Raw genomic sequence first — 22,050 nt, forward strand, 5'->3', positions numbered from 1 at the left:
CCTGTCCGGAGGACTCCTCGCAGGACTCCAAGGGCCTCTCCAGGCCCCGCAGGCCCTGTTGAGCGGTGGATTGCCCCAGGGGATGCCCTATGCCTCCGGCTTGCCCGGCAGATCCTTGCGTCGCAGGTCCGCCGACCGCTCCAGCGGAGGCAACTCCGGCAGCCGGTCCCAGGCGATCTGGCGCTTGCGCAGGTCCTTCCTGACCCGCTCGGCAAGCTTTCCGGTGTCGCGCCGGTTCATCATCGCGCCGACGGCTGCGCCGACCATGAACGGGAACAGATTCGGCAGATTGCGCACCATGCGCTTCGTGATCTGCTGGCGCAGCTCACGTCTCATCTGGCCGCCCAGCGCCGCGTTGACCGTCGCGGGGTGGGTGACATCGATACCGCGCTCCTCCGTCCAGGACGTGAGGTAGGCGGTGGACCGCTGGGTGAGCCCGCCCGGCGGGCGCAGTCCGTAGACCTCGTGCAGCTCGGCGACGAGCTTCATCTCGATCGCGGCCACACCGGTGATCTCCGCCGCCAGCTCGGCGAGCATGGCGGGCGGTACGGGCAGCATGGCCGCCGCGCCGATGCCGGCTCCGACGGTGGCGGTGCCCCTGGTCGCGCCCGCGATGAGCTTGTCTGCGAGCTCCTCGGGCCCGAGGCCCGGGAACTGCTTGCGCAGAGTGGCGAGATCGCGCACAGGGACGCGGGGAGCGTTCTCGATGATCAGGTCTGCGATATGACCGATCGCTGCCTTGGCGCTCTCCCCGCCCTTGCTCACTCCCCGTTTCACTGAACTCAGACGGCCTGCCCCGGTCACGGACTCCGTCCTGTCGACCTGTCCGGCCCCATAGGCCGTGTCGACTCCTTCGACTGCCGCGGCTGCTTCGAGCGAGGCCGACCGGCCCCGCTCGTCATCCCGCTCACCCGGGGAGGGTGGCAGGGCGGACCGTTCGGAAGGCGCTGCTACGCCTTCTGCCGGGCCTGTGCCGCCCTGATTCGCCTCCGACGACCCCTTACGCCGCAAGCGTCGCTTCCGGAACGGTGTGTCGCCTGCCACGGTCGGCTCCGCCTAGTCGCAGTCGCGGCAGATCGGCTGGCCGTTCTTCTCGCGTGCCAGCTGGCTCCTGTGGTGCACGAGGAAGCAGCTCATGCATGTGAACTCGTCGGCTTGCTTGGGCAGGACCCTTACGGCCAGTTCTTCGTTGGACAGGTCTGCGCCGGGCAGCTCCAGTCCTTCGGCCGCGTCGAACTCGTCGACGTCGACGGCGGACGCCGTCTTGTCGCTCCGGCGAGCCTTGAGCTCTTCAAGGCTGTCCTGGTCGACGTCGTCATCGGTCTTGCGTGGGGTGTCGTAATCCGTTGCCATGTCGCTCTCCCCCTCTGGGTGTCTGCGGTGTCTCAGCGCTCGTAACGCGTGAGAGGCCGGACTTGTGCCCGACCCGAGGCGGAGATTTTGCCTCACATCAAGGTCTGTTACTCAATCGACACCCAAAAGGACCGCTCGGGAGCGATCGACTTGGGTGGCGATGGGGACCGTACACGGTCCCGGTGTCGCGCTTCACGGGCGCCACCCCGTGTACTTCCCGTGATATCAGGCCCCGAAAACCCCGACTTTTGCGGGTTTTCCGGTGAAGGCCCTGATCACGGAGCGTTGACATCCCGAAATTCGCTCCTGTGATCGATCACACACGGCTGTTCCGGGCGCAGGCCCAGCAAATTCCGCTCAAAGCGAACAAATTAATTCTTGTGCGGATCGCTCCGCCCAGCCTCTCAGACCGGCAGTGAGACGCGCATCACGAGACCACCCCCCTCGCGGGGTTCCGCGACGATACGGCCGCCGTGAGCACGCGCCACGGACCGCGCGATCGACAGGCCGAGGCCCACCCCCTTGTCGCTGCCTGTTCGCTCCGTACGCAGCCGTCTGAAGGGCTCGAAGATGTTGTCGATCTCGTACGCAGGCACCACAGGTCCTGTGTTCGACACCACCAGCACGGCCTGGCCGGACCGCAGCTCGGTGGTGATCTCCACCCAGCCCCGCTCCGGGACGTTGTAGCGCACGGCGTTCTGTACGAGGTTCAGCGCGATCCGCTCCAGCAGGACGCCGTTGCCCTGGACGACGGCCGGGGCACGCTCGCCCCGGATCTCCACGCCGCGCTCCTCGGCCTCGCCGCGCGTCTGGTCGATCGCGCGCGAGGCCACCTCGGCGAGGTCGACCGGTTTGCGCTCGACGATCTGGTTGTCGCTGCGGGCGAGCAGCAACAGGCCCTCGACCAGTTGCTCACTGCGCTCGTTGGTGGCCAGCAGGGTCTTGCCGAGCTGCTTCAGTTCCGGCGGGGCCTGGGGATCGGAGAGATGAACCTCCAGCAGTGTGCGGTTGATCGCGAGCGGGGTGCGCAACTCGTGCGACGCGTTCCCGACGAACCGCTGCTGGGCGGTGAAGGCCCGCTCCAGGCGGTCGAGCATGTCGTCGAAGGTGTCGGCGAGCTCCTTCAGCTCGTCGTCCGGGCCGTCCAGCTCGATCCGGCTGGACAGATCCGTTCCGGCCACCCGGCGTGCGGTGCGGGTGATCCGGCCCAGCGGGGAGAGCACCCGGCCCGCCATGGCGTAGCCGAAGGCGAAGGCGATGACGCTGAGGCCGACCAGGGCCAGCAGCGACCGGTTCAGCAGTGTGTCCAGCGCCTGCTGGCGCTGATGGTTGACACAGATGTTCATCTCCGCGTTGAAGGCGTCCGGTGACGCCTTCTCGGGCAGGTTGCAGACCTCACTGGTCACCTGGCCGTTGACGATCTTGAACGGCAGCTCACTGCCCACGTCCAGGGCCTGCGCGGCCAGCATGTAGATGATCGACAGCAGCAGGATGCCGGCAATCAGGAACATGCCGCCGTAGAGCAGCGTGAGCCGTATCCGGATGGTCGGGCGCAGCCAGTAGGGCGGCTCCTGCTGTTTGGGCGCCCAGGTGGGCTTCGGGGGCACCATCGGCGGCGCCGGGACGCTGGGCATCGGCCGTCAGATCCGGTAGCCGGAGCCGGGCACGGTGACAATCACCGGCGGCTCGCCGAGCTTGCGGCGCAGGGTCATGACGGTCACCCGGACGACATTGGTGAACGGGTCGGTGTTCTCGTCCCAGGCCTTCTCCAGCAGCTGCTCGGCCGAGACGACCGCGCCCTCGCTGCGCATCAGGACCTCCAGCACGGCGAACTCCTTCGGCGCGAGCTGGATCTCGACCTCGTTCCGGAAGACCTCGCGGCGGTTGGGGTCGAGCTTGATGCCGGCGCGCTCCAGGACGGGCGGCAGGGCCACCGTCGTACGCCTGCCCAGCGCCCGTACCCGGGCGGTGAGCTCGCTGAAGGCGAACGGCTTGGGCAGATAGTCGTCGGCGCCCAGTTCCAGCCCCTCCACGCGGTCGCTGACGTCCCCGGACGCGGTGAGCATGAGGACCCTGGTGGGCATGCCCAGCTCGACGATCCGCCGACAGACGTCGTCGCCGTGCACCAGGGGGAGGTCCCGGTCCAGCACCACGACGTCGTAGTCGTTGACCTCGATGCGCTCCAGGGCCGCCGCACCGTCGTACACGACATCGATGGCCATGGCCTCGCGGCGCAATCCGGTGGCCACCGCATCGGCGAGCAGCTGCTCGTCCTCCACGACGAGTACGCGCACGGCGCTGTCCTTCCTTAGAAACTTCTAGTATGTCGGAAACTTCAGAACGTCCGCTGTGCCCGCGATCCGTGATCCGGGCCGCTCATCGGACTGGTCTGTGCGGCTCCATCCTGCCCGTAACGCGCATAAACCGGCGGTAAGACGGCGCTGGCCTACCTGGGGCTCCGGGGAATTCACCGGATTTCCGGGCCAGTTGAGGTTTCTCCGAGCCTTGGTCCGGGGAGGACGCATTCACACCCGCGATCACGCCTTGAATGTGGCGTGCCACAGGCCCCTCCGTCCCCGGAGAGCGCGTGATCACCCGCCCTACCGCCTCCGTGCGGAGGGAAACCCGGGCACACCCCCGTGCCACCGACCCACGATGAGGGGGCGCACTATGGACGCTTTCACCGCAGGTCTGCTGCAGCGAATCAAGACCACCGAGTCCGACCTCACGAAAGCTCGGGAGACGGGCGACGACTTCCTCGCGGATGTCGAGCAGGGCGAGCTGGACGACCTGCACCGTCTCGCCGCCGAGCACGGCGTTGAAATCGGCGCCACCAGCGTCTGAGCCGACATCGGGAAGGGCCCCGACGCCGTCCGTAACCGGCGTCAGGGGCCCTTCTCGCATGCCGAGGGCCCCGGTCGACCGTTCCTCAGTCGTGCCAGGCCCCGAGCTCCTCCAGGAGGGCCTGCAGCGGCTCGAAGACACCCGGCGTCGCGGCGACGGTCAGGTCACCGTCGGCGGGCAGCCCGGGGCGGCCTCCGGTGTACGCCCCGGCCTCGCGGGCGATGAGGTCACCGGCCGCCAGGTCCCACGGGTGGAGCCCGCGCTCGTAGTAGCCGTCGAGGCGGCCGGACGCCACATCGCACAGGTCCACGGCGGCGGAGCCGCTGCGTCGGATGTCGCGCAGGCGCGGAATCAGCCTCTGTGCCACGTCCGCCTGGTGCGTGCGGACGTGGCTGACGTAGTTGAAGCCGGTCGAGACGAGCGCCTGGTCGAGCGGCGGCGCGGGCCGGCAGCGCAGCGCGGTGCCTTCGCCGTACGCACCGCCCTCCGCGTACGCGCCGCCGCCGAGCACCGCCCGGTACGTCTCACCGCGCATCGGGGCCTCCACCACGCCCACGACCCGCTCGCCGTCCCGTTCGGCGGCGATGGAGACGGCCCACGTCGGCAGTCCGTACAGGTAGTTCACTGTCCCGTCGAGCGGGTCGATGACCCAGCGGATACCGCTGCTGCCCTCCGCGCTGGCCCCTTCCTCGCCGAGGAAGCCGTCCTGGGGGCGGCGTTCGGTGAGGAAGCCGGTGATCAGTTTCTCGGCGGCGATGTCCATCTCGGTGACGACATCGATCGGGCTGGACTTGGTCGCGGCCACTCCCAGCTCGGCCGGGCGGCCGTCGCGCAGCAGCGCACCGGCGCGGCGGGCGGCCTCCAGGGCGAGGTCGAGCAGTTCGGACAGGTTCGGGTCGGTCACGGCGCTCCAGGGACTCCAGGCGTGGACAGGGGCTCTTACGCGTACGGGCTGTCGGCGCCCGCGGCGGCGGGCTTGAGGGTCCGGGCCGGGCAGCAACCGACCGGGCAGAGGTCATGGCTCGGACCGAGCGCGCCCAGTGCGCACCGCTGCGCGCCACGCCCCCGCTCGGTGGCGCCGCGCTCCAGCACCAGTTCGCGCACGGCCGCGGCGAACCGCGGGTCGGCGCCCACCGTCGCGGACCTGCGCACCGGAAGTCCGAGCTCGGCGGCCTTCGCGGTGGCCTCCGTGTCGAGGTCGTACAGCACTTCCATGTGGTCCGAGACGAAGCCGATGGGGGCCATCACCACGGCGGGGACGCCCTCGCCGTGCAGCGTCTCCAAGTGGTCGCAGACATCGGGCTCCAGCCACGGGATGTGCGGGGCGCCGCTGCGCGACTGGTAGACGAGCTGCCAGGGGTACTCGACGCCGGTCTCCTCACGCACCGCCTCCACGATCAGCCGGGCGACGTCCAGGTGCTCGGCGACATAGGCGCCGCCGTCGCCGTGCGCCTCCACGGGGCCGGAGGTGTCGGCGGCGGAGGTGGGGATGGAGTGCGTGGTGAAGGCGAGGTGCGCCCCGGCCCGTACGTCCTCGGGAAGGTCGGCCAGGGAGGCGAGGACGCCGTCCACCATGGGCCGTACGAACCCGGGATGGTTGAAGTAGTGCCGGAGCTTGTCCACACGCGGCACCGGCAGCCCCTCGGCCTCCAGGGCGGCCAGTGACGCGGCAAGGTTCTCGCGGTACTGCCGACAGCCGGAGTAGGAGGCGTAGGCGCTGGTGGCGAGGACGGCGATGCGGCGGTGTCCGTCCGCGGTCATCTCCCGCAGGGTGTCGGTGAGGTACGGCGCCCAGTTGCGGTTGCCCCAGTACACCGGAAGATCGAGTCCGTGCTCCGCGAAGTCCTTGCGCAAGGCGTCCAGCAGGGCTCTGTTCTGGGCGTTGATCGGGCTGACGCCGCCGAACAGGAAGTAGTGCTTGCCGACTTCCTTCAGCCGCTCCTCGGGGATGCCACGGCCACGGGTCACGTTCGCCAGGAACGGGACCACGTCGTCCGGGCCTTCGGGGCCACCGAAGGAGAGCAGCAGCAGGGCGTCATAGGGAGCGGGATCGCGCAGATCGGACATGGCATCGATCCTGCCACCCGCCTCCGACAGCGCTCCCACCGACATCGGCTCCCCGGCCACCCCCGTGTCGGGCGGACCACCCCGACCGTAAGCTGTATCGGCCACCTTCACGCATTACAGGCGCGTGCGATCACGCTGTTCCGGAGCCTTCCTTGCCCAGTCCCTACCGCGCGATATTCGCCGCCCCCGGCACCAAGGGGTTTTCGTCGGCCGGATTCCTCGGCCGGATGCCGCTGTCCATGATGGGCATCGGTGTGGTGACGATGGTTTCCCAGCTCACGGGCCGTTACGGGCTCGCGGGCGCGCTCTCCGCGACGCTGGCGATGTCGGCGGCGGTGCTCGGGCCGCAGATCTCCCGGCTCGTCGACCGGCACGGGCAGCGCCGCGTCCTGCGGCCGGTCACCCTCGTCGCACTGGCGGCGGTGGCCGGTCTCCTGATCTGCGCGCAGCAGCGGCTGCCGGACTGGACGCTGTTCGTCTTCGCTGCGGGCGCCGGCTGCGTCCCCAGCGTGGGTTCGATGACCCGGGCCCGCTGGGCGGAGATCTACCGCGGTTCGCCGCAGCAGCTGCACACCGCGTACTCGTGGGAGTCGATCGTCGACGAGGTGTGCTTCATCTTCGGGCCGATCATCTCGATCGGTCTGTCCACCGCCTGGTTCCCGGAGGCCGGGCCGCTCCTCGCGGCCGGGTTCCTCCTCGTCGGTGTCTTCTGGCTGACCGCGCAGCGCGCCACCGAGCCGGTGCCCCATCCGCGCGAGCAGCACACCGGCGGCTCCGCGCTGCGCTCCCGGGGCCTCCAGGTACTCGTGGTGACGTTCGTGGCGACCGGTGCGATCTTCGGGGCGGTCGACGTGGTGACGGTGGCCTTCGCCGAGGAGCAGGGCCACAAGGCCGCGGCAAGCCTCGTGCTGGCCGTGTACGCGCTGGGGTCCTGCCTGGCCGGTGCGGTCTTCGGCCTGCTGCACCTCAAGGGCAGCCCGTCCACCCGGTGGCTGGTGGGTGTGTGCGCGATGGCCGTGAGTATGATCCCCCTCCAACTGGCCGGGAACCTTCCGTCTCTGGCCGTGGCGCTCTTTGTCGCAGGCCTCGCCATCGCACCGACGATGGTCACCACCATGGCCCTCGTCGAACAGCACGTACCGCGCACAGAACTGACCGAGGGCATGACCTGGACCAGCACCGGGCTCGCCGTCGGTGTGGCGCTCGGCTCGTCGGCCGCCGGCTGGATGGTCGACGCGTCGGGAGCCGAGGCGGGGTACGCGGTGCCCGCCGTCGCGGGAGCGCTCGCGGCCGCGGTGGCGCTCCTGGGATATCGCCGGCTTGGCGGGCCGGTTCCTACGGAAGGGCGCGGGGATGACCGACACCGACGCACGGACGACGACGAGTGCGTGGCGTAACTGGGCGGGGAACGTCAGCGCCCATCCGGTACGGGCCGTGTCCCCCGCCTCCGTGGCGGAGCTCGCCGAGGTGCTGCGACTGGCGTCCGAGGACGGGCTGAGGGTGAAGCCGGTCGGCACCGGGCATTCCTTCACGGCGACGGCGGCCACCGACGGCGTGCTGATCCGTCCGGATCTGCTCACCGGCATCCGGAAGATCGACCGCAGGGCGATGACGGTGACCGTCGAGGCCGGCACCCCGCTGAAGCGGCTGAACACCGCCCTGGCACGGGAAGGCCTGTCGCTCACCAACATGGGCGACATCATGGAGCAGACGGTCGCCGGCGCCACCTCGACCGGCACCCATGGCACCGGCCGGGACTCGGCGTCCATATCCGCACAGATCCGCGCCCTCGAACTGGTCACGGCCGACGGGACGGTGCTGACCTGTTCGGAGAAGGAGAACGCCGACATCTTCGCCGTCGCCCGGATCGGGCTCGGCGCCCTGGGCGTCGTCACGGCGATCACCTTCGCCGTGGAACCTGTCTTCCTGCTGACGGCCCGTGAGGAGCCGATGAGCTTCGACCGGGTCACGGCCGACTTCGACGAGCTGGTGGCCGAGAACGAGCACTTCGAGTTCTACTGGTTCCCGCACACCGGCAACTGCAACACCAAGCGCAACAACCGCAGCGCGGGCCCCGCCGCCCCGCCCGGAAAGGTCAGCGGCTGGATCGAGGACGAACTCCTCTCCAACGGGATCTTCCAGGTGGCCTGTTCGCTCGGCCGGGCGGTCCCCGCCGCCATTCCGTCGATCGCCAAGCTATCCAGTCGCGCCCTGTCTGCCCGTACGTACACCGACATCCCGTACGAGGTCTTCACCAGCCCGCGCCGGGTCCGCTTCGTGGAGATGGAGTACGCGCTGCCGCGTGAGGCCGCCGTGGAGGCGCTGCGCGAAGTCAGGGCGATGGTCGAGCGTTCGCCGCTCCGGATCAGCTTCCCGGTGGAGGTCCGTACCGCCCCCGCGGACGACATCGCGCTCTCCACGGCCTCGGGCCGGGAGAGCGCGTACATCGCCGTCCACCTGTACAAGGGCACGCCCTACCAGGCGTACTTCACGGCGGTCGAGCGGATCATGACCGCCCACGCCGGCCGCCCGCACTGGGGAAAGGTCAACACCCGCGACGCCGAGTACCTCGCCGGGGTGTACCCGCGGTTCGGCGAGTTCACCGCCGTCCGAAACCGGCTGGACCCGGACCGGCTCTTCGGCAACGACTATCTGCGCCGGGTGCTGGGCGACTGAGCGGCGCGTCCGGTCACTGCCCGGTGTCCGAGCCTGTGGTGGTGCTGTCGCCCTGTACCCCGGTGTCGCCCTCACCCGTGGGGGGGTTCGGGTCGGCGGTGCCGCCGTCGCCGGGCACAGCCGGGGAGGACGCGGGCGGAGACGGAGTCGTCTGTCCACCGGTGTTGTCGGGCGCCGTGGGGCTGGGAATCGGGTCGGCCGAGGAACGGTCGCCCTGACCGGAGTCCGGGTTCGGGCTCTGCCCACCCTGCGAGTCCGTACCGGGCGTCGCACCGCTCTCCTGGTCCGGGGTTTGGCCCTGGTCGGGGTCGGTGCTGGTCGACGGTGCCGGGTCGTTCGACCCGGAGTCCGGCTCCCCGCCGCGCACGACGGAGCCGACGGTCGTTCCCTGGCCACCGCTCAGGTCGTTGCCGGAGATCAGCTCGAACACGGTGATCCCGCCCATCGCGACGACAAAGACCACGACCGCTCCCAGCGCCGACCGCTTCCAGCCGCGGATACGAGTGCCGTGGGTGGTGGCGTCGGAGAACTCCTCGTCCGCGTCCGGGCCGCCCGTGGTGAGCGGCTGGGTCCCGTCGAGCTGCCGCAGCAGTTGCGTACGGTCCCGATCGTCCGCCACGTCGCGCAGCACGGTCGTGGCATCGTCCGTCCTGCGCAGCACGGTCGTGGCGTCCACGGCGGGCATCGCCGTGGTGGCGTCCGTGGCTCCGTCCGTGGCTCCGTCAGGGGTTCCGGCGGGTGGTCGTCGCTCCCCCTGCGTCGCGCCCGCATCGCCCGCCCCACGCGTAGGCGCGGTCGCGTCCCGGCCCGGGTTCTTCACCTGGACCGTGACCTCGCGGATCTGTTCCCCCGTACGGCGGAAGAAGTGCTGGAAGACCGAACCGCCGCACGTGGCGACGACGCTCATCACTCCGGCGCCGAGGATCGTTCCGTACACGCCCAGTTGGGAGGCCGCCACCGCTGCTGCGACTGATGCCACGGCGCTGCCCGCCACCTGCGGCACGCTCAGATCTATACGCCTTTCTTCGGGTTCTCTGTCGTTTTCTGGCTTCTGCACCATTCCCAGCCCTTGATTGACACCTCTCCCACCATGCAACAGGAAGGGACAATTAAGCGAAGTGAATAGTTCCACTTCGGGTGATTCTGTGAAGAGGGACACGTGTGAGGGGCATCCCGCACCCGGCTGGGTGGCTCAACTCCCGCACTTCACGAGAACTTCGGCGGCGCGGCGGTCCACCCGCATGGCCCGAATGGAGTACTGTGGCGAGCCCTGGGGCCGGACTCCCACGTGGGTGTCCAGGATCTTCGGGAGGGGGCCGAAGGAGGCACTCGATCCGGCGGCGCCACGGCATCGCACGGGGACTGGCTACACGAAGTGACCATCGATCGCTTCATGTAGCACAATGGGTCACCGTGTCATACCGGCGATCAAGGGTTCACGCCCGACACGCCGGGCAACACGGCAATGTTGTGGCAGGCTGCACCCGGGCAGGCCACACTCGACTAGCGGAAGCAGCGACGCACGTGACGTCGGCAGGCACCACCCGGGAGGTCCCCATGCCCGAACTGCGTGTCGTGGCCGTCTCCAACGACGGCACACGACTGGTGCTCAAGGCTGCGGACAGCACGGAATACACGCTTCCGATCGACGAGCGGCTGCGAGCCGCCGTGCGCAACGACCGCGCGCGGCTCGGCCAGATCGAGATCGAGGTGGAGAGCCATCTCCGCCCCCGCGACATCCAGGCCCGGATACGGGCCGGTGCCTCCGCGGAGGAGGTCGCCCAATTCGCCGGGATTCCCGTCGACCGTGTCCGCCGCTTCGAGGGCCCCGTGCTCGCGGAGCGCGCCTTCATGGCCGAGCGCGCCCGGAAGACTCCGGTGCGCCGTCCCGGCGAGAACACCGGCCCCCAGCTCGGCGAGGCGGTGCAGGAGCGGCTACTGCTGCGCGGCGCTGACAAGGAGACCGTCCAGTGGGACTCCTGGCGCCGTGACGACGGCACCTGGGAGGTCCTGCTGGTCTACCGGGTCGCGGGTGAGCCGCACTCGGCGAGCTGGACGTACGACCCGCCACGCCGGCTGGTCCAGGCCGTGGACGACGAGGCGCGTTCGCTGATCGGCGAGACCGATGACGTCGCCGCGCCCGAGCCGAGCTTCCCGTTCGTGCCGCGGATCGCCCGGCTGCCGCGCGACCGGCCGCTGGACCGTGCCCTGGACCGCCAGATGGAGCGCCCCTCGGCCCCGGCCCCCGCGCCCGAGCCGGAGGAGCACATCGGGGGAATCTCGGCCGGTGAGCGCGATTCGCTGACCAGCCTGCTGGAGGCGGTGCCGAGCTTCCGCGGCGACATGGTGGTGCCGGAGCGGTCCGCACCGCCCGAGCCGCCCGCCATCGAGCCCGCCGCGCAGGAGCCGGAGGCCGACGAGCCACCGGCCGCGACAGCCTCCGCCGGCGCCGGTTCCGCCTATGCGGATGTGCTGATGCCGCGAGCGGTCGCCGGTCATCGCGACCGGCTGACCGGGACGACGGATCGCCAGGCAGAGGCGGACGGCGTCCGACCGGGCCGCCGGGCGGCGGTGCCGAGCTGGGACGAGATCGTCTTCGGTACGCGCCGCAAGAAGCAGGACTGAGCCGGGGTGACTGCAGCATGACGAGGGCCCGTACGCCGTTGCGTACGGGCCCTCGCGCCGTGTGCGTCCCTATGGCCGGCTGGTTACGGAACCCTCCGGCACGGCGGTTCCGGCTGCCCGGGCCTGCACCGGCTCCGTCACTGGGGGTCGGGACCCGTGGCGACCGGACGGGACTCGTCACCGGACCACTCGGACCAGGAGCCCGCGTACAGCGCCGCGGGAATCCCGGCTACGGCCAGGGCCAGCACCTCATGGGCGCCGGAGACCCCGGAGCCGCAGTAGACGCCGACCTCCGGCGCCTGGTCGGCGCCGAGCTCCTTGAAACGGGCCGCCAGCGATTCCGCGGGCAGGAACCGGCCGTCGTCCCCCGCGTTCTCCGAGGTCGGGGCCGAGACGGCACCCGGGATATGGCCGCCCACCCGGTCGATCGGCTCCACATCACCCCGGTAACGCTCAGCGGCCCGCGCGTCGAGCAGCAGACCCGAGCGGGCCAGTGCCGCCGCACCGTCCGCATCCAGCAGCGGCAGTGCGCCGGGAACGGGCCGGAAGTCGCCCTCGGCAGGGGTCGGGGTCTCCGTCCGGAGCTCGCCCACCCAGGCCGCGAGACCGCCGTCCAGGACCCGGACGTCCTGGTGCCCCGTCCAGCGCAGCAGCCACCAGGCGCGCGCCGCCGCCCAGCCCTGGCCGCCGTCGTAGACGACCACGGGAGTGTCCCGGGAGACCCCGGCACGGCGCATCACCGCACCGAATTCCTCCGGATCGGGCAGCGGATGACGGCCGCCGCTGCCTGCCGGACCGGCGAGTTCCGCATCCAGATCGACAAAGACCGCACCGGGGATGTGCCCGGCGTCGTAGTCGGGGCGGCCGTGCGGGCCACCCAGCTGCCAACGTACGTCCAGGAGCACCGGCGGACGTGGCCCCGCCGACTCGCTCATGTAATTGGATGCGGTGATGATGGGCTTCATGGGTGCCATCCTCGCGCAGGAGCCGCCCCACCCGGAACACCTTCGAAACGGACGTACCACATAAATTCGGTCACCCTCTGTCGAGATCCCGGAAAATGCGGCGCGGCCGAGGCGCATCGGGTGCCGGGTGGTGCAAGCATCTGCACGGGGCGTACACATCCTGTACCGCGTGACGGCACACCGGCCCCGTTCCCCCGTACGGCCACCACGATGGTCCGAGGAGAGAGTGACGATGACCGAGGCTGCCGCCCGGCGCACACCCGGAACACCTTGCTGGGTGAGTCTGATTGTGCACGACCTGAGCGCGACCGAGGACTTCTACGCCGATCTGTTCGGCTGGGAGTTCGTGCCGGGCCCGGACCAGTTGGGTCCGTACGTCCGCGCGCTGATCGACGGGAAAGTGGTCGCAGGCCTCGGACAGCTGCCGCCCGACCGCCATCTGCCGGTCGCCTGGACGACCTATCTGGCCACCGACAACGCCGATGTCACGGCGGAGGTGATCCGCTCCTGCGGCGGCACGGTCGCCGTCGGACCGCTCGACGCGGGCGAGGCGGGCCGGATGGCCATCGCCTCCGACCCCAGCGGCGCGGTCTTCGGAATCTGGCAGGCCGCCGCGCACATCGGTACGGCGCTCGCGGGAGCCCACGGCACCCCGGTCTGGAACGAGCTGTTGACCCGCGAGACCTCGACGGTCTGCAAGTTCTACCAGACGGTCTTCGGCTACGAGGCGGAGGCGGTCGTCTCGGCCGACTTCGACTACCAGACCCTGCATCTGCACGGCCGTCCGGTGGCCTCGCTGCACGGCGTCGGCCATGCCCTGCCGCGCGACCGGGGCCCGCACTGGATGACGTACTTCGAGGTCACCGACGCCGATGAGGCCGCCCGGCGCGTGGTGGAGCTCGGCGGATACATTCTGCAGCCGCCCCGGGAGGGGTCGAGCGGCCGGGTGGCAACCGTGGCGGACCCGGAGGGCGCGGTGTTCACGATCGTACGGTCGGCCGCTCCCTGATCCGTTGGGCTGCGGGGGGATCAGCCGGCCCGGACCCGGTCGACATGCCGATGGGCGGGGTCGGCCAGCCGGGCGTGCATCTCGTCGAAGAGCTCGGACGCCTCGGTTCCGCTCCATTCGACCGGCAGCAGCTCACGCGCGACACCGGGGTCGAGATAGACGAGCCGGCGCCAGTCGGTGAGGACCCTGATGTACGTCGTGAACGCCTCGCGGTCCGTCACCGGACTTCCGCTCGCGATGCGCTCGGCCACCGGACGGTGCACCGCGAGGAACTCGACGTACAGCTGCTGCAGCCCGACGGTGTCCCACCAGGAGCGCACCTTCGCGGGAAGATCCCCGCCCCCGCCCTCGCCTTCGCCCACCGACAGATAGTCGGCCCGGAAGAGGTCGGCGTACGAGCGCAGCCCGTGCCGGGCCAGCATGTCCTCCGCCTCGTCGTGCACATGTCCCGGTGCGATCCACACCCCGGCGGACACGGAACCGAAACCGAGCCGGGTCAGCTGGGTGCGCAGGGTGTGCCGCTTGGCGCGTTCGGACTCGGGCACGGAGAAGACGACCAGCACCCAGCCCTCCTCCACGGTGGCCCTCCGGGCCGCGAAGATGCGCGGATCGCCGTCGCGCAGAATCCGTTCGGTCTCGGGTGAGATCCGGTATCCGGCCGCCCCCGACACCGTTTGGGCTTCGAGCAGCCCGGCGCGCTTCAGCCGGGAGACCGAGGACCGTACGGTCGGCCCTTCGACGCCGAGGTCGGCGAGCAGTTGGATCAGCGAGGCCACGGACATCCAGCCGCCGGTGTCGCGTGCGTACAGCCCGTAGACCGTCACGATCAGCTGCCGCGGCTGCACTTTGCCCAGCGGGCCCGATTCGGACTCGGCCTCTTCTCCGCTCACCGTGTTCACAGCGTCATCCTAAGCATCCGCGCGGGACGCCGAACCGGGCCGGTTCAGGCAGAGGTTACGGGCAGCACGTCCGGCGAGAGCGAGCCCGCGCGGGCGCTCGCGCCGGTCGTCCTGCGCTGGTGGTGCCGCCGGCACAGCACCTCGTAACCGACCTCGCCCGCCTGTTGGTTGACGTCTCCCACGACCACCTGGGCGCCTTCGACGACCATCTCGCCGCCGACCGTACGGGCGTTGTGCGTGGCCCGTGCACCGCACCAGCAGAGCGCTTCGACCTGGAGGGTCTCCACCCGGTCGGCCAGCTCGATCAGCCGCTGGGATCCGGGGAACAGCTTGGTCCGGAAGTCGGTGGTGATGCCGAACGCGAAGACGTCCATGCCGAGGTCGTCGACAATACGGGCGAGCTGGTCGATCTGTACGGGGGCCAGGAACTGCGCCTCATCCACGATCACGTAGTCCGCCCGGCCGCCCCGGCTTATGCGGTCGACGAGGTGCGCGTACAGATCCATGCCCTCATCGGCTTCCACGGCCTCGGTGACCAGCCCCAGACGTGAGGAGAGCTTGCCCTCCCCCGCCCGGTCGTCGCGGGTGAAGATCACCCCTTGCAGGCCACGTGCCGAACGGTTGTGGCCGATCTGCAGCGCCAGCGTGCTCTTTCCGCAGTCCATCGTTCCGGAGAAGAACACAAGCTCGGGCATGAGGGGCTGAGCACCTTTCGGGCGGGGCGAAGCGGGGCAGGACGGTGGGGAAAGAGCGGTTACGAGCGTACTTCGAGCAGCGGGACGAGCTGCTCGACGGGGGTCATCGAGCCATGCATGCCGACCATCGCGGACTCGTGCGGCTCATTGACCGAAGCGGTGATCACCACGTCGTCGTGGGCTGCCGCGACGACGTCGCCGATCCTGCCGTGGACGCGTTCGTCGATCTTCGGGCCGAACCAGCCGGCCGCGACCGCCTCGTCCCGGCTCGCCACCCAGAACTGTTCGCCGAGCACTTCCCGCCAGACGGTCAGCACATCGTTCTCGGCCCCCGGGACGGCGTACACATGTCGAGCCCGGCCCTCGCCACCGAGCATGGCGACGCCTGCGCGCAGCTCCCAGTCCTCGTCGAAGTCGATCCGGGACTGCTCGTCGAAGGGGATGTCGATCATGCCGTGGTCGGCGGTGATGTACAGCGCCGAGCGGGGCGGGAGCTGTTCGGCCAGGCGCCGGGCCAGGCCGTCCACGTACATCAGCTGTCCGCGCCAGGCATCGGAGTCGACGCCGAAGCGGTGTCCTTTGCTGTCGACCTCGCTGTAGTACGTGTAGACGAGCGACCGGTCACCCGCGGCGAGCCGTTCGGCGGCGACGTCCATCCGCTCCTCGCCGGACAACCGGCCGAGGAACGAACCCCCGCTGAGCGCGATCTTGGTGAGCGGGGTCTGCTCGAAGGCGGGTGCGGACACCTGGGCGGTACGCACACCCGCGGCGTCGGCAAGCTCGAAGACGGTGGGGTACGGCTGCCAGGCCTTGGGAGAGGTCCAGGGCTGCCAGCGGAGCTGGTTCATCAGCTCGCCGGTCTCCGGGTTGCGCGCGGTGTAGCCGGGAAGGCCGTGCTCCCCCGGCGGAAGTCCGGTACCGACCGAGGCCAGTGAGGTCGCGGTGGTGGCCGGGAAGCCCGCCGTGATCGGACGGCCGGTGCCGCCGCGCGAGGTGGGGAGCAAGGAGTACAGAAACGGTGCCTCGTCCGGGTGGGCCTTGATCTGCTCCCAGCCGAGGCCGTCGATCAGGAACACGCAGTTCCGGTCGGCGGGGGTGAGTTCGGGGATCCCCGCGGTGAAGCCGGGTACACCCTGTCCCGCGACGAGCGTGGGCAGCAGATCGGCGAGCGAGCCGCTGCCGTACTCCGGGACGGGGGCGGTGTCGACGGGGAGCAGAACGGGGTCCTGCCAGGCCGGCTGGGCCATCAGCGGCCGGTCGCCGCGGTCGCGGCCGTGGCCTCGGAGAGCGACTGGGCGAAGGCGAGCGTCTGGCGCACGGTGTCCGGGCCGTCACCGGCCTCGCTGACCCTGAGGCTCAGGTCGTCGGCGGTGGAGCTGCCGGTGTAGCCATGGTCGGCCTCGCAGTTGGGGTCGCCACAGGCGGCCGGCTCCAGGTCGATGCGGGAGACTGCGCCCCAGCCGATGGTGAGGACGACCTCGCGGGGCAGCGTGCCCGGTACATACTTCTCGGGGTTGGCCACCACGCGGCTGACCACGACCGACGAGATCCGGTCGAGCTTGACCGACTCCGTGGAGGTGGTGGCATACGGCGTCGGAGAGCTGGTGTCCGCGTTCTGCTCGTCGGTGTGGCTGACGATGAAGCGGTTGTCCGTCAGGACCAGGACCGTGACGTGACGGCGCACCTCGTTGGAGTCGAAGGTGGTCTCCTGGTGCACCAGGTACGAAGCGACCGGCTCACCGCCCACGGCGGCCTCCACCGCCTCGGCCACGAGGGCCGGGTAGTAGCCGCTGCGCTCGATCGCCGTGCGCAGCCCCTGGGTCGTCGTACCGGTCTTAGCCATGAGCACCATCCTACGGGGGACCAATGACTGCCGAGGACGTTGTGCGGCAGGGCGGACCGGGCCCGGATGTGAAGGGACACGCTTTCGCGCCCGTCCGGCGGCCGGGGACGGAGCGGGGCCGTTCCGGTCAGTAGTTGGGGAGGCGGCGGGGGCCGAGGTCGGTACGGGCCGGGGGCGGCGAGAGCCGGACGCTCGCGCCGAGAACGGTCAGCCCCTGAGTGGCGACCACAACCGGTTCCAGGGCGACGGAGACCACTTCGGGATGGTCGTCGACCAGCCGGGACACCCGCAGCAGCAGCTCTTCGAGTGCCGCGGTGTCCACAGGCGCCGCGCCGCGCCAGCCGAAGAGTACCGGGGCCGCCCGGATGGACCGGATCAGCTCGGCCGCGTCGCGGTCGGTGGCCGGAACGAGGCGGTGGGCGGTGTCGCCGAGGAGTTCGGAGGGCGCACCCGCGAGACCGAAGGAGAGGACGGCGCCCGCCGCCGGGTCGATCGTGGCCCGTACGACGGTGTCGACGCCGCGCGGCGCCATGGCCTGGACGACGGGCTGGAGTTCGGCGGGCTTGCCGAGCAGGTCGGTCAGTTCGCCGTACGCCCGGCGCAACGCGCTCTCGTTGGCGAGGTCCAGCCGGACACCGCCGAGATCGGCGCGGTGGCGCAGATGGGGCGCGGTGGTCTTGAGCGCTACTGGGTAGCCGAGCCGCGCCGCCGCGGCGACAGCGGCTTCCAGGTCAGGGGCGGGAAGCGTCGGTCGTACGGTGATGCCGTAGCGGCCCAGGAGTTCGCGCGCCTCGTCGTGCGCGAGCGGCCTGCCCCGCGGGTCGGGGTCGGGGCCGAGGAGGGCGTCGATCAGCTCGGCGGCGCCCGGCTCGTCGATGGTGTCGTCGAGGAACTCGGGCACCTTGCCGGGCACGGCGGCCTGTCGGCGCCACTGTGCGTATCTCACCGCTTCGGCCAGGGCGCGCACGGCCCGCTCGGCAGCGGGGTAGGCGGGGATCCGGCCGATGCGGGTGCTGGGGCGAGGGCCGTCCTTGCTGTCCGCGCCGGGGGCGGCGGCATCGTTGCTGCTCGCGCCCGTGGCGGCGGTGCCTGCGCGACTGTCGGTTCGCGGGGCGGTGCCGGGTGCGGGGGCGGTGGCGGATGCCGAGGAGGCGGGCGTCGGGTCGGGGCCGGTAGTGGCCGCGGCTCCGGTGCGCGGGGACGTCGTGGGTCCGGGGGGCTGCGTCGAAGGGCGCGACTGCGCGATCGTGCTGGTGGCCGCGGCGAGGGCCTCCGCCAGCCCGCCGATCTCCACATGAACGACCGCCACCGGCTTGGCGGGACCGGCGGCCGCAGCCGCGTGCAGCGCGGTGGCCAGCACCTCTCCGTCACCCGGTTCCGCCTCGCCGTTCTCGCCCACCCACGGGATCGCCGTCACGACGACCGAGTCGCAGCCCTCGTCGGCGAGGGCCTCGGCCAGGGCGTCCCGGAAGTCCTGCGGGGTGGCGGCGGTGGTCAGGTCGCGGGGCGGGCGCGGGCGCAGCCCCTCGGTCAGGCAGGCGTCGTACGTGAGCAGGCCGAGCGACTCGGAGTTGCCGAGGATCGCGACCCGCGGGCCCGCCGGGAGGGGCTGGTCGGCGAGGAGGAGACCCGCGTCGACCATCTCCGTCACCGTGTCGACACGGATCACACCCGCCTGCCGCATGAGCGCGGAGACCGTCGCGTCCGGGATCCGGCTGACCGGCACCGCGTGGCCGGGCGGGGTGGAGCCGCTGTGCCGGGCGCCCTTCACCACGACCACCGGCTTCACGGCCGCGGTGCGCCGTGCGAGACGGGTGAACTTGCGCGGGTTGCCGAGCGATTCGAGGTACAGCAGGGCGACATCGGTGTCCGGGTCCTCGTACCAGTACTGCAGGAAGTCGTTGCCCGAGATGTCGGCGCGGTTGCCCGCGGAGATGAAGGTGGAGAGGCCGGCGCCGCGCCGGTAGAGCCCGGAGAGCAGCGCGATGCCGATCGCTCCGGACTGGGTGAACAGGCCGATGCGTCCGGGGGCGGGCGGCTCGGGGGCGAGGGAGGCGTTCAGCCGCACGGCTTCGGCGTTGTTGATGAGGCCGAAGGCGTTCGGGCCGATGATCCGCATCCCGTACGCGCGGGCCTGGCGAACCAGTTCACGCTGCCGTTCCCTGCCCTCGGCGCCCCACTCGGCGTATCCGGCGGAGAGGACGACCAGGCCCTGGACACCGTGCTCTCCGCAGTCGGCGACGGCCTCCGGAACCCGGTCGGCGGGAACGGCGACGACCGCGAGGTCGACCGGTTCTCCGATCTCGCCGATGGAACGGTGGGCGGGGACACCGTCGATCGTGCCCTGGTTGGCGGCGAAGGCACGGTTCACGGCATACGTACGACCGGTGAAGCCGGCGCCGAGGAGGTTGCGCAGAACCGTGCGGCCGACCCCTCCGGGGGTGCGGCCCGCCCCGATGACGGCGACGGATCCGGGGGCGAGCAGCCGTTGCACGGAGCGCGCCTCGGCCCGCTGCTCACGGCCGCGCTGGACGGCCAGGGACTCGGCGGTCGGTTCGAGGTCCAGGGTGAGGTGGACGGAGCCGTCCTCGAAGCTGCGCTGCTGGGTGTACCCGGCGTCCCGGAACACCTTGATCATCTTGTGGTTGGCGGGCAGCACCTCTGCCGCGAAGCGGCGGATGCCGCGTTCGCGGGCGACGGCCGCGATGTGTTCGAGGAGTGCCGAGGCCACGCCCCGGCCCTGATGCGCGTCCTGCACGAGGAAGGCGACTTCGGCCTCGTCGGCGGGCGCGGAGGCGGGCCTGCCCCGCTCGTCGATCCGGTCGTAGCGGACGGTCGCGATGAACTCGCCGCCGATGGTGACCGCGAGCCCCACCCGGTCGACGTAGTCGTGATGGGTGAAGCGGTGCACGTCCCTGTCGGACAGACGCGGGTACGGCGCGAAGAAGCGGTAGTACTTCGACTCGTCGGAGACCTGCTCGTAGAAGCTGACCAGTCGTTCGGCGTCGTCCGTGGTGATGGGCCTGATCCGCGCGGTTCCTCCGTCACGGAGAACCACGTCCGCTTCCCAGTGGTCGGGGTACGCGTGATGCGGACTCTGCTCCGGCGAGGACTGCATGGGCAAAGACTACGACTCCGCCAGCGGTCGCGTAGGTCTTGGGGCCGGGTCAGTCTGAGGGGGCCGATCGGCGGTACAGCACGGGTTGCGGGCCGTCTCGCGGGTCGGCCGGAGCATCGCGCACTGCATGAGAGACTGGTCTAGACAACCATTGATTCGTGAAGGGCAGAACCATGGCTGAGCGCCGCGTCAAGGTCGGTTGGGCCGAGGGCCTGCACGCCCGCCCCGCTTCCATCTTCGTCCGTGCCGCCACGGCTTCCGGCGTCCCCGTGACGATCTCCAAGGCCGATGGCAACCCGGTGAACGCCGCCTCCATGCTCGCGGTGCTCGGTCTCGGCGCGCACGGTGGCGAGGAGATTGTCCTCGCATCCGAGGCCGACGACTCCGAAGCCGCCCTGGACCGTCTGGCAAAGCTGGTCGCCGAAGGGCTCGACGAGCTTCCGGAGACCGTCTGAACCATTTTCTGCGAAAGAGCCGCGGCACCCTGATTCGGGGCCGCGGCTCTTTCGCTTTCCCCATCCGGGACGGGTGGAAATTCATGAATATCTTTTGGCCGCAAGGCGGTTCGGCGGGCAGGTACTGCGGGTGGGACGCCGGGCGGACACGGAGGCCGGACACGGCGAAGGCCCCGGCGTGTGCCGGGGCCTTCGAAGCGGTACTGCGGGTGGAGCGTCGATCAGACACTGACGCCGTGGGCGCGCAGGTACGCGACGGGGTCCATGTCGGAGCCGTACGACGGCGTGGTCCGGGCCTCGAAGTGGAGGTGCGGCCCGGTGGAGTTGCCGGTGGAGCCGGAGAGGCCGATCTGCTGGCCCGCACCGACGCTCTGCCCGACGGAGACGCCGATCGAGGAGAGGTGGCCGTACTGCGTGTACGTGCCGTCCGCCATCCGGAGCACGATGTTGTTGCCGTACGCGCCGCCCCAGCCGGCCTCCACGACCGTACCGGCGCCGACGGCGACGACGGAGCTGCCGGACGCGGCCTGGAAGTCGACGCCCGAGTGGCTGCCGGAGGACCAGAGCGAGCCGCCGGACTTGTAGCCGGTGGTGACGTACGAACCGGCGACCGGGAGCTGGAAGGAGTTCAGGCGGGCGCGCTCGGCGGACCGGGCGGCACGCGCCTTCTCCGCACGTGCCTCCTCGGCGCGCGCTTCGGCCGCGCGCTCCGCTTCGGCCTTGGCCTCTGCCTTCTTCTTGGCTTCGGCCTTCTTCTTGGCCTCCGCCTTCGCCTTCGCCTTCGCCGCGACATCGGCCTGGTGCTTCTGGTCGTCGGCCTGGGCGGCGATCTGGTCGGCGAGCGCACCGTCGATAGCCATGACCTGACTCAGACCGGTCTCGACGACAGAGGGGGCCTCGGCGCCCGCGGCGAGGGCCGGTGAGGCCATGCCGCCGATGACGCCGGTGGTGGCCAGAGCCGCGACGCCGGCGATCTTCGCGCTCCTGCGCGTCAGTCGGCTCGCGGCACGATGCTTCCCGGTGGCACGGGTGAACGCCATGAAGTGGCTGGTCCTTTCCTTCCTTCTCGCCTACCGGGTTAGCTGACGGGTTCGGAGCAGGAAGGTCTCCTACGGACACCCCGGCCTCATCGAGGCTCAGACATCCGATTCACCCCAGGGACTGCGTGGGTCCCCGGCTCCCCAGGCTCGCGCCTGACGGGGACTCGGCGATGGCTGCCCGGTACGTCGCGGTTGCGGCATACGAGTGACAGGCAGCCGAGCCGACGCTAAGCGGGAGCACATTCATTCACCAAACGGACAGGCCGTTTTGTAGCGCATCCCACAGGGCAGACAGGCAACCTCCCCTCTAAAACGGACAAAAGGGAAGACCCCTGCGAGATCTAGCTCACAAGGGTTTTCCCTTTTGTCCCGTTATGCGGGCATATGACGGGCCAATGGACCGGTCGGCGGGGGCGCTCGGTCGACCGTGCCAGTCGACCTGTGCACTGTCACACGGGACA

At 70.5% G+C, this 22,050-nt stretch carries 20 protein-coding genes and 1 riboswitch; of the genes, 6 read left to right on the forward strand and 14 right to left on the reverse strand.

The features are described from left to right. Nucleotides 1-87: 87 nt before the first annotated feature. The 4 genes from ACZ3IC_RS22205 to ACZ3IC_RS22220 form a co-directional block, all read right to left on the reverse strand. On the reverse strand, nt 88-1,044 hold the full coding sequence (locus ACZ3IC_RS22205) for a hypothetical protein (RefSeq protein WP_467418417.1): 957 nt from the start codon (nt 1,042-1,044) through the stop codon (nt 88-90). A gap of 12 nt (nt 1,045-1,056) precedes the next feature. Further along, nucleotides 1,057-1,353: a DUF4193 domain-containing protein gene (locus ACZ3IC_RS22210; protein ID WP_003965732.1), complete on the reverse strand. Its 297-nt coding sequence runs from the start codon at nt 1,351-1,353 to the stop codon at nt 1,057-1,059. Between the two features lie 404 nt (nt 1,354-1,757). Then, nucleotides 1,758-2,987 carry a sensor histidine kinase gene (locus tag ACZ3IC_RS22215; RefSeq protein ID WP_467418419.1) on the reverse strand — a complete coding sequence of 410 codons (1,230 nt, stop codon included), beginning with the start codon at nt 2,985-2,987 and terminating at the stop codon, nt 1,758-1,760. A gap of 6 nt (nt 2,988-2,993) precedes the next feature. After that, nucleotides 2,994-3,647, reverse strand: a complete 654-nt coding sequence (locus ACZ3IC_RS22220; RefSeq protein ID WP_467418421.1) for a response regulator transcription factor — start codon at nt 3,645-3,647, stop codon at nt 2,994-2,996. Nucleotides 3,648-4,023: 376 nt separating this feature from the next. On the opposite strand from ACZ3IC_RS22220, the gene fliE reads away from it, so the two are divergent. Then, a complete protein-coding gene (gene fliE, locus ACZ3IC_RS22225; protein WP_176740391.1) occupies nt 4,024-4,197 on the forward strand; it encodes a flagellar hook-basal body complex protein FliE in 174 nt (57 codons plus the stop codon). Between the two features lie 85 nt (nt 4,198-4,282). Here the strand turns inward: fliE and ACZ3IC_RS22230 are convergent, their stop codons facing one another. Together ACZ3IC_RS22230 and ACZ3IC_RS22235 are read right to left on the reverse strand one after the other, a co-directional pair. Next, entirely contained in the window at nt 4,283-5,101 is an 819-nt protein-coding gene (locus tag ACZ3IC_RS22230) for an inositol monophosphatase family protein (protein ID WP_467418423.1), read from the reverse strand. Nucleotides 5,102-5,136: 35 nt separating this feature from the next. Continuing rightward, on the reverse strand, nt 5,137-6,264 hold the full coding sequence (locus ACZ3IC_RS22235; protein WP_467418567.1) for a ferrochelatase: 1,128 nt from the start codon (nt 6,262-6,264) through the stop codon (nt 5,137-5,139). A gap of 152 nt (nt 6,265-6,416) precedes the next feature. On the opposite strand from ACZ3IC_RS22235, the gene ACZ3IC_RS22240 reads away from it, so the two are divergent. Both ACZ3IC_RS22240 and ACZ3IC_RS22245 read left to right on the forward strand, forming a co-directional pair. Further along, complete coding sequence (locus ACZ3IC_RS22240) at nt 6,417-7,661, forward strand: MFS transporter (RefSeq protein ID WP_467418424.1); 1,245 nt, start codon at nt 6,417-6,419, stop codon at nt 7,659-7,661. After that, a complete protein-coding gene (locus tag ACZ3IC_RS22245) occupies nt 7,618-8,940 on the forward strand; it encodes a D-arabinono-1,4-lactone oxidase (RefSeq protein ID WP_467418426.1) in 1,323 nt (440 codons plus the stop codon). The genes ACZ3IC_RS22240 and ACZ3IC_RS22245 overlap by 44 nt, the downstream gene beginning before the upstream one ends. A 13-nt stretch (nt 8,941-8,953) precedes the next feature. Here ACZ3IC_RS22245 and ACZ3IC_RS22250 read toward each other — a convergent pair whose 3' ends face one another. Beyond that, on the reverse strand, nt 8,954-10,000 hold the full coding sequence (locus ACZ3IC_RS22250) for a hypothetical protein (RefSeq protein ID WP_467418428.1): 1,047 nt from the start codon (nt 9,998-10,000) through the stop codon (nt 8,954-8,956). Between the two features lie 497 nt (nt 10,001-10,497). Here ACZ3IC_RS22250 and sepH point away from each other — a divergent pair, with 497 nt between their 5' ends. Further along, on the forward strand, nt 10,498-11,565 hold the full coding sequence (gene sepH, locus ACZ3IC_RS22255; protein WP_467418430.1) for a septation protein SepH: 1,068 nt from the start codon (nt 10,498-10,500) through the stop codon (nt 11,563-11,565). Between the two features lie 137 nt (nt 11,566-11,702). On the opposite strand, the gene ACZ3IC_RS22260 is transcribed toward sepH, so the two are convergent. Next, the gene (locus ACZ3IC_RS22260) at nt 11,703-12,530 is read right to left on the reverse strand and encodes a sulfurtransferase (protein ID WP_467418432.1); all 828 of its coding nucleotides are present in this window, start codon (nt 12,528-12,530) and stop codon (nt 11,703-11,705) included. A gap of 232 nt (nt 12,531-12,762) precedes the next feature. Here ACZ3IC_RS22260 and ACZ3IC_RS22265 point away from each other — a divergent pair, with 232 nt between their 5' ends. Continuing rightward, a complete protein-coding gene (locus ACZ3IC_RS22265) occupies nt 12,763-13,539 on the forward strand; it encodes a VOC family protein (RefSeq protein WP_467418433.1) in 777 nt (258 codons plus the stop codon). Nucleotides 13,540-13,559: 20 nt separating this feature from the next. On the opposite strand, the gene ACZ3IC_RS22270 is transcribed toward ACZ3IC_RS22265, so the two are convergent. The 5 genes from ACZ3IC_RS22270 to ACZ3IC_RS22290 all read right to left on the reverse strand — a co-directional run bounded on the left by ACZ3IC_RS22270 (nt 13,560) and on the right by ACZ3IC_RS22290 (nt 20,094). Continuing rightward, entirely contained in the window at nt 13,560-14,438 is an 879-nt protein-coding gene (locus ACZ3IC_RS22270) for a PaaX family transcriptional regulator (RefSeq protein WP_467418434.1), read from the reverse strand. A gap of 44 nt (nt 14,439-14,482) precedes the next feature. Then, entirely contained in the window at nt 14,483-15,133 is a 651-nt protein-coding gene (locus tag ACZ3IC_RS22275; protein ID WP_467418436.1) for a thymidine kinase, read from the reverse strand. A 59-nt stretch (nt 15,134-15,192) separates the two neighbouring features. Further along, entirely contained in the window at nt 15,193-16,380 is a 1,188-nt protein-coding gene (locus ACZ3IC_RS22280; protein WP_467418437.1) for an alkaline phosphatase family protein, read from the reverse strand. Next, complete coding sequence (locus tag ACZ3IC_RS22285) at nt 16,380-16,976, reverse strand: DUF5998 family protein (protein WP_361448202.1); 597 nt, start codon at nt 16,974-16,976, stop codon at nt 16,380-16,382. The genes ACZ3IC_RS22280 and ACZ3IC_RS22285 overlap by 1 nt, the downstream gene beginning before the upstream one ends. Before the next feature lie 127 nt (nt 16,977-17,103). Further along, nucleotides 17,104-20,094, reverse strand: coding sequence for a bifunctional acetate--CoA ligase family protein/GNAT family N-acetyltransferase (locus ACZ3IC_RS22290; protein ID WP_467418440.1), 2,991 nt, complete (start codon nt 20,092-20,094; stop codon nt 17,104-17,106). A gap of 173 nt (nt 20,095-20,267) precedes the next feature. Between ACZ3IC_RS22290 and ACZ3IC_RS22295 the strand changes: the two genes are divergently transcribed. After that, nucleotides 20,268-20,549, forward strand: coding sequence for an HPr family phosphocarrier protein (locus ACZ3IC_RS22295; protein WP_467418441.1), 282 nt, complete (start codon nt 20,268-20,270; stop codon nt 20,547-20,549). A 221-nt stretch (nt 20,550-20,770) separates the two neighbouring features. On the opposite strand, the gene ACZ3IC_RS22300 is transcribed toward ACZ3IC_RS22295, so the two are convergent. Next, nucleotides 20,771-21,589 (reverse strand): M23 family metallopeptidase, encoded by an 819-nt coding sequence (locus ACZ3IC_RS22300; protein ID WP_467418443.1) that lies wholly within the window; start codon nt 21,587-21,589, stop codon nt 20,771-20,773. 13 nt (nt 21,590-21,602) lie between these two features. Next, nucleotides 21,603-21,769, reverse strand: a riboswitch (cyclic di-AMP (ydaO/yuaA leader). Between the last annotated feature and the right edge of the window lie 281 nt (nt 21,770-22,050).

It is taken from the genome of Streptomyces sp. NPDC002958, from assembly GCF_055563255.1.